Raw genomic sequence first — 7,551 nt, forward strand, 5'->3', positions numbered from 1 at the left:
GGGGCCGCCCCTGCGCGTCAGATCTCGCCCTTGCGGGTCAGATACGTGAAGGCCAGCCAGCCCGGCAGGACCGGCAGCCAGAAGACCATCAGCCGGAACAGCAGCACCGCCGGGAACGCGGTGTCGCCGGGGAGCCCGGCGATGGTCAGCGCGGTGATCAGCGCACCCTCGACGGCGCCCACACCGCCCGGTGTCGGGGCGGCCGAACCCAGCGCGTTGCCGGCGAGGAAGGCCACCGCGATGCTCGCGTAACTGATCTTGTCGCCGCCGCCGAACGCCCGGATCGACGCGTCCAGGCACATCACGTTCGCCGCCGTCAGCAGCAGCATCCCGCCGATGCCGGTGACCAGCTTCCGCGGCCGCTGCAGGATGTCCAGCATCCGCGGCACCACACCGGCGAACAGCGACCGCACCCGCGTCGAGACGAACTTCCGCAGCACCGGCACGGCCGTGACGACCAGGACCAGCACGGCCACGGTCAGCAGCCCGGCGATGACCGTACGGGACGGTGAGATGTCCTGGGTCTGCTCGGTGCCGGTCAGATAGCCGAAGGCCAGCAGCAGCAGGATGTGGCTGCCCAGCCCGAACAGCTGGGAGGCGCCGACGCTGGCCACCGCCAGGCCGGGCCGGACCCCGGCGCGCTGCAGGAAGCGGGTGTTGAGCGCCACCCCGCCGATCGCGGCGGGCGCCACCAGCTTCACGAAGTTGCCCGCGATCTGCGCGATCATGGTCCGGACGAACGACACCTTCTCCGTGACGAACCCCAACAGGCTCATCGCCGCCGCGATGTACGTCGTCGCCGAGAAGAACATCGCCACCAGCACCCACACCCACTGCGCCTCGCTGACCACGTCACCGAGGTTGAAGTTGGTGAGCTGGGACAGCAGCAGATACACCGCGAACGCACCGGCGATCCAGCTGATGAGGATCCGCGGGCTGAGCCGCTCCAGCTTCGCCGGCTCGATCACCGCGGTGGGTCGGATCAGCAGCACCTGACGGCGGATCTGGGCCAGCAGGTCCTCCTCGCGGGCCTCCTCCGACGCCTCGTCCAGGGCCCGCTTCTCGGCGTTCTTCTCCGCGTGCCGCTCGGCCCGCAGCGTCCTGCGGTCCTTCGGGGCCGCCTCCCGGGCCTCCCGGGCCTCCTTGGCGGCCTGCGACGCCGCCAGCACCGCCTCCCGCTCCCGCTTGGCGCGCTCCCGGGCCAGCTGGCGCAGGGTGGCCCGGGTGGTGCGGCTCAGCGCGATCGGCTGGAGCAGCGGCAGGCTGTCCGCGACCGCGTCCGGGCCGAGCACCTCGACGGCCGCCGCCACCGCCCGCTCGGCGCCGACCCGCAGGCCCAACGTGACCAGCAGCTGGGCGATGTCCATCCGCAGCACGAGATCACCGGCCGCGATCTCACCGCCGCGCAGCTCGGTCAGCACGATGTTGCCGGAACGATCCACCAGCAGCGCGTCGCCGACCAGCCGGCGGTGCGCGATCCGCCGCGACTGCAGCGCCTCGACCTGCCGCCAGGCACTGTGCATCAGCGCGTCGGTGATCTCCTCGTCGGCCAGCGAGTCGAAGCTGCGGCCACCGATGTGCTCGTAGACCAGCATCACCGCGTCCGGGCCGAGCTCGGAGGTGGCGATCAGCTTGGGGGCGTTGGCGCCGGCCGCGATGGCCGCGTACGCCAGCAGCGCCTCCTGCTCCAGGGCCTGGCGCAGCGACTGCAGGCTGCGGCGCTGGTTGATGCCGCCGCGCAACGACAGCCGGCGCCAGACCCGGTAGAAGAAGCCCTGGGCCTGCTGCTCGCGGTCGACCACGGTGACGTCGATCGGCGGGCCGTCCTCCAGGGTGACCAGGTAGCGGCGGCCGCGGTCGGCGTGCTCGTTCTGCTCGGGGCCCGCGGTCTGCTCGGGGCCCGCGGTCTGCTCGGAGTTGGCGGTGTGCTCGGGGTTGGCGGTGTCCTCCGCGCGCATCGCGCTGACCGGGCGGAAGCCGACCCGGCGCAGCCCGGCCAGGAGGTTCTGCCCGGTGGGCCGGACGTTGGGGGAGCCGACGGCGTAGAGGGTGCCGAACGCCACGGTCCAGCCGATCAGCACCGTCGTGATGATCGCGAACGGTGTGGTGTAGCGGCCGACCAGCACCGCGAACGCGTCGAGCAGCAGCACGCCCCACATCGCGACCCGCCAGCGCGGCCGCCGGGACATGCCCACCGCCGTCATGTAGGCGATCACCGGCGCCAGATAGCTGTGCACCGGCGCGGAGAGCGAGCCGTTCGCCAGCGGCTGGGTCAGTGCCACCCTGATGGAGGCCGGGGCGGCCTCGGCGACCCACAGGTCGGTGGCGAGCGACACCCCGTGCGCCAGGACGGCGGCGAGCACGCCGTCCGCGATCCGCAGCCCGTCCCGCTTGATCAGCCGCTCGACGGCGAACGCCACCGGCACGATCAGCACCGCGACGCTGGCGCTCAGCCCCGCCAGGTTGATCAGCAGCGGGGGAGTGGCCCGCGCGCCGGTGCCGATGTCCCGGGCCAGGCCCGCGGTGGTGCCGTGCGCGAACGTGGCCAGACCGAGGACCAGGGCGATGCCGGCCATGCCGAGCAGCAGCCGCAGCAGGTCGGAGGGCCGGTGCACCCGGGCGGGGAGCAGCGGCTCGTCACCGGAGACCCGGTCGACGTGGAACTCGCCACACGCGTCGGCGGCCGCCCCTTCGCGGTGCGAACCCGTCCGGGACGTGCCGAGGGCCGCGGCCGGGCCCGGCTCGGCGCCCTTGCCGTGCTCCACGTGGGCGTCGTCCGGTGCCTGCCGGTGTTGCCGGTCGCTCTTCGGCTCCTCCTCGTGTCCCGTGGGTGGTGCGGGCTCCTTGGGCCCTTCCGGCCTCTGGGACGCCCCCGGTCGTTCGGCCTTCTTGATCGTGCTCGCCTTTTCGGTAGCGGAAGCCGGGGCCGGCCTCCGTTGGTGCTTCCCCTCGACGGGCAGCGCTTCAGGGGCGCCCGCCTCCCGCGGAGGCGCCGCGCCCTGCTGCTCGGCCGTCTCTTCTTGATCTCGTATCACCAGTCACCGTCCGGAAGATGGTGGCACGGCCGACCGGTGGAGGGGGGCATCAGGGTGCATTTCGGGGTGACGGGAAGCGGAACCTCCGCCACCGCGCCGGGTCCGGTGGCGGCCGCCGCCGGTGTTCCGAAGGGTGGTGGACCATGTGTCCGCTCCCATTGTCGGTGCCGTGCGGCAGGATGGACCGAATGAGTGGTACCGGAGACACGGCGCCCGGCGCCGACGCCGGGGAGCTGCCCGCCTATGCCGAGCGGGTGCTCTCCGTCGCCGAGCTGATCCCGGCCGGCCGGGTCATGACGTACGGCGATGTCGCGGAGTATGTGGACGAGGGCGGCCCCCGGCAGGTCGGGCGGGTGATGGCGCTCTACGGCGGCGCGGTGCCCTGGTGGCGGGTCGTGCGCGCCGACGGGCGGCTGCTGCCCGGCAGCGAACTGCGCGCCCTGGGCCACTACCGCGACGAGGGCACCCCCTTGCGGGCCGCGTCGCAGGGGAGCGACGACCACATACCCAAGATCGATATGCGGCGGGCCCGTTGGGACGGCCGGCCGGACGACCCGGACGATCCGGACGGTCGGCCGAACGACCGGGACGACGCATGGGACGGCGCATGGGACGACTGAGCCGCCCGGCCCCGGCACCGGCCGCGGCCCGCCCCGGCGGCGGCCCGTGGACCGGTCCCCGGCCCGGGCACCCACTGGCGTAGCGTCGGGCACTGCCGTCCCGGCGCCGGCCGCCATCACGGCCCCGCCGCCCGGCCACCGGCCACCCCGGCACCCGGCACCGCGGCGCGCCCCGCACCGCATCCGCACCACGACCAGCACCCTCCTCAGGACCGGCGATCCACGTGAGCTCCTCCTTCTCGGCCGTCCCGCCGACGCAGCCCCGCCGGGCGGCGCGGCAGGACGCCTCCGGCGCGTACCGACTGGTCCGCACCCCGCCGGAACGGGTGGACCCTCCCACCTTGGACGCAGCCCAGCGCGCCGTGGTTGACCACCGCGACGGCCCGCTGCTGGTCCTCGCCGGCCCCGGCACCGGCAAGACCACGACCCTCGTCGAAGCCGTCGCCCGCCGGGTCCGGGACGGCGGCGACCCCGAGCGGATCCTCGTCCTCACCTTCAGCCGCAAGGCCGCCGTCGACCTCCGCGACCGCCTCGCCATCCGCCTGCGCGCCCTGGAGAAGCCGCGCCGGCGCCCCGGCAAACACGGCGAGGGGCGGGAGACAGCGCCCGTACCGGCCGGCATCCCGCAGGCCACCACCTTCCACTCCTTCTGCTACGCCCTGGTCCGCGCCCACCAGGACGCCGACCTCTTCGCCGACCCCCTGCGACTGCTGTCCGGCCCCGAGCAGGACCTCGTCGTCCGCGAACTCCTCCAGGGCCAGGCCGACCTCGCCGGCGCGGGCCGGGCTGCGATCAGCTGGCCCGACGACCTCCGCGCCTGCCTGACCACCCGCGGCTTCGCCGACGAGGTCCGCGCCGTGCTCGCCCGCAGCCGCGAACTCGGCCTCGGCCCGGACGCCCTCGGCGCCTTCGCCCGCCGCACCGGCCGCCCCGACTGGCACGCCGCCGCCGGCTTCCTCGCCGAATACCTCGACGTCCTCGACGGCCAGGGCGTCCTCGACTACGCCGAACTCGTCCACCGCGCCGTGCTCCTGGCCGAACGCCCCGACGTCGCCGCCGAACTCGCCACCACCTACGACGCCGTCTACGTCGACGAGTACCAGGACACCGACGCCGCCCAGGTACGGCTGCTGCGCGCGCTCGCCGGCAACCACACCGCGGCCGCCGCCCCCGGTACCCCCGGCCGCACCCTCGTCGCCTTCGGAGACCCCGACCAGTCGATCTACGCCTTCCGCGGCTCGGACGTCAACGGCATCCTCGACTTCCCCGAAACCTTCCGCCGCGGCGACGGCACCCCCGCCCCCGTCGCCGTCCTCGACACCTCCCGCCGCTCCGGCGCCGACCTCCTGGCCGCCACCCGGCAGCTCACCCACCGGATGCCGCTCACCCGCCTCTCGGCCGCCAAGGTCCGCGCCCACCGCGAACCCACGCCCGTACGGGACGGCGGCCGCGTCGAGGCGTACACGTACCCCACGCCCGGCGCCGAACTGGACAACGTCGCCGACATCCTGCGCCGCGCCCACCTGGAGGACGGCGTGCCCTGGCGCGACATGGCCGTCCTCGTCCGCGCCGGCGGCCGCTCCATCCCCGCCGTCCGCCGGGCCCTCACCTCCGCCGGCGTCCCCCTCGACATCGACGGCGACGAACTCCCGCTGCGCCACGAACCCGCCGTCGCCCCCCTGCTCACCGCCCTCCGAGCCGCCGCCCGCGCCGCCCTCGACCCGGAACCGGACACCGCCGACCCGGAACCGGACACCGCCGACCCGGAACCGGACACCGTCGAAGCGGACACCGCCGAACCGACCGCCCCGGTCGCCACCACCCCGGGCTGGCTCGACGCCGAGACCGCCCTCGACCTGCTCGCCTCCCCCCTGGGCGGCATGGACTCCGCCGACCTGCGCCGCCTGGGCCGCGCCCTGCGCGAGGAGGAACGCACCGCCGGCGCCCCCCTGCCGCCCCCCTCCGACACACTGATCGCCCGGGCCCTCGCCCAACCCCAGCGCCTGGTCGCCCACGACCCCGGCTACGCCCGCGGCGCCCAGCGGCTCGGCCTGCTGCTGCGCAAGGCCCGCGAACTCCTCGCCGGCGGCGGCACCGCCGAACAGGCCCTGTGGGAACTGTGGGACGGCACCCCCTGGCCGCAGCGCCTGGAACGCGCCGCCCGGCGCGGCGGCGCCGCCGGCCGCAACGCCGACCGCGACCTCGACGCCGTCGTCGCCCTCTTCGAGACCGCCGCCCGCGCCGAGGAACGCACCGGCGGCCGCGGCGCCCTCAACTTCCTGGAGGAACTCGACGCCCAGGACATCGCCGCCGACACCCTCACCCGCCGCACCGTCCGCCCCGACGCCGTCCGGCTGATGACCGCCCACCGCGCCAAGGGCCTGGAATGGCGGCTGGTCGTCGTCGCCGGCGTCCAGGAAGGACTCTGGCCCGACCTGCGCCGCCGCGGCTCCCTCCTCGAAGCCGACCGGATCGGCCGCGACGGCCTGGCCGAACCCCTCACCCCCGGCGCCCTGCTCGCCGAGGAACGCCGGCTGTTCTACGTGGCCGCGACCCGCGCCCGCGACCGCCTCGTCGTCACCGCCGTCAAGGCCGCCGCCGACGACGGCGACCAGCCCTCCCGGTTCCTCACCGAACTGGGCATCACCCCCCAGGACGTCACCGGCCGCCCCCGCCGCCCGCTCTCCGTCGCCGCACTGGTCGCCGAACTCCGCGCCACCACCGTCGACCCCGCGGCGAGCCCCGCCCTGCGCGACGCCGCCGCCCAGCGCCTCGCCCGGCTCGCCGCCCTGCACGACGACGACCACCGCCCCCTGGTACCCGCCGCCCACCCCGACACCTGGTGGGGCATGAACGACCCCACCCACAGCCGGGTCCCGCTGCGCGACCGCGACCTGCCCGTCGTCCTCTCCGGCAGCGCCCTCGACCAGCTCGCCAACACCTGCGCCCTCCAGTGGTTCCTCGGCCGCGAGGTCAAGGCGGACAGCCCCGCCACCGCCGCCCAGGGCTTCGGCAACGTCGTCCACGTCCTCGCCGACGAGGTCGCCTCCGGACGCACCCCCGCCGACCTCACCGTCCTCATGGAACGCCTGGACTCCGTATGGGACGCGCTCGCCTTCGACGCCCCCTGGAAGTCCCGCCAGGAAAAGGACCACGCCCGCGCCGCCCTCGAACGCTTCCTGCGCTGGCACGTCATGGAACGCGACACCCTCGGCCGCGACCCCGTCGCCACCGAGCACCCCTTCGACGTCACCCTCCGCGCCGGCACCTACGAGGTCCGCATCCGCGGCAGCATGGACCATGTCGCCAAGGACGAAGAGGGCAGGGCCTACGTCGTCGACTTCAAGACCGGCAAACAGAAACCGACCGGTCCCGAAGTCGCCCGCCACCCCCAGCTCGCCGTCTACCAGCTCGCCGTCCGCGAAGGCGCGGTCGACGACGTCTTCGACGGCCGCACCCCCGAACCCGGCGGCGCCGAACTCGTCCACCTGCGCATCGGCGCCCCCCAGAAGGAGGGCGGCGACGCGCTCCCCGCCGTACAGGCCCAGCCGCCGCCGGACGGCGACTGGGTGGGCGACCTCCTCGCCACCGCCGCCGGCCGCGTCCTGGAAGAACGCTTCACACCGGCCGCGGGCACGCACTGCACGCATTGCGCGTTCCGCGCTTCTTGCAGTGCGGTGGCGGAGGGGCGCCACGTTGTGGAATGACTCCCACGTACTTGGCTTTCCCGCCGTGGGGGGTGCTCGCCGTTGCGCTTTGCGGCGCCGCGTACGTACCTGTCTGTCCCGCCGCGGTGGTTTCTCGCCGTTGCGCCTGCGGCGGGCTGGGTTTGTGGTGGGTGCGGTGACGGGCCTCCGGGGCCGGTGTTTGGGACTGCTGACGCTTTACGTCCCAAA

At 74.7% G+C, this 7,551-nt stretch carries 3 protein-coding genes; 2 read left to right on the forward strand and 1 reads right to left on the reverse strand.

Going from position 1 to position 7,551, the window contains the following annotated elements; translation table 11 throughout:
• Positions 1-17: 17 nt before the first annotated feature.
• Positions 18-3,035, reverse strand: a complete 3,018-nt coding sequence (locus tag ACGF4C_RS36055) for a flippase-like domain-containing protein (protein WP_393572360.1) — start codon at positions 3,033-3,035, stop codon at positions 18-20.
• Positions 3,036-3,223: 188 nt separating this feature from the next.
• Here ACGF4C_RS36055 and ACGF4C_RS36060 point away from each other — a divergent pair, with 188 nt between their 5' ends.
• Both ACGF4C_RS36060 and ACGF4C_RS36065 read left to right on the forward strand, forming a co-directional pair.
• Positions 3,224-3,655, forward strand: a complete 432-nt coding sequence (locus ACGF4C_RS36060; protein ID WP_393572362.1) for an MGMT family protein — start codon at positions 3,224-3,226, stop codon at positions 3,653-3,655.
• A 224-nt stretch (positions 3,656-3,879) separates the two neighbouring features.
• Entirely contained in the window at positions 3,880-7,362 is a 3,483-nt protein-coding gene (locus ACGF4C_RS36065; protein WP_393572364.1) for an ATP-dependent helicase, read from the forward strand.
• Positions 7,363-7,551 lie beyond the last annotated feature (189 nt).

Origin of the sequence: Streptomyces sp. NPDC048197 (genome assembly GCF_043202395.1) — a bacterium.
Taxonomy (GTDB): domain Bacteria; phylum Actinomycetota; class Actinomycetes; order Streptomycetales; family Streptomycetaceae; genus Streptomyces; species Streptomyces siderophoricus.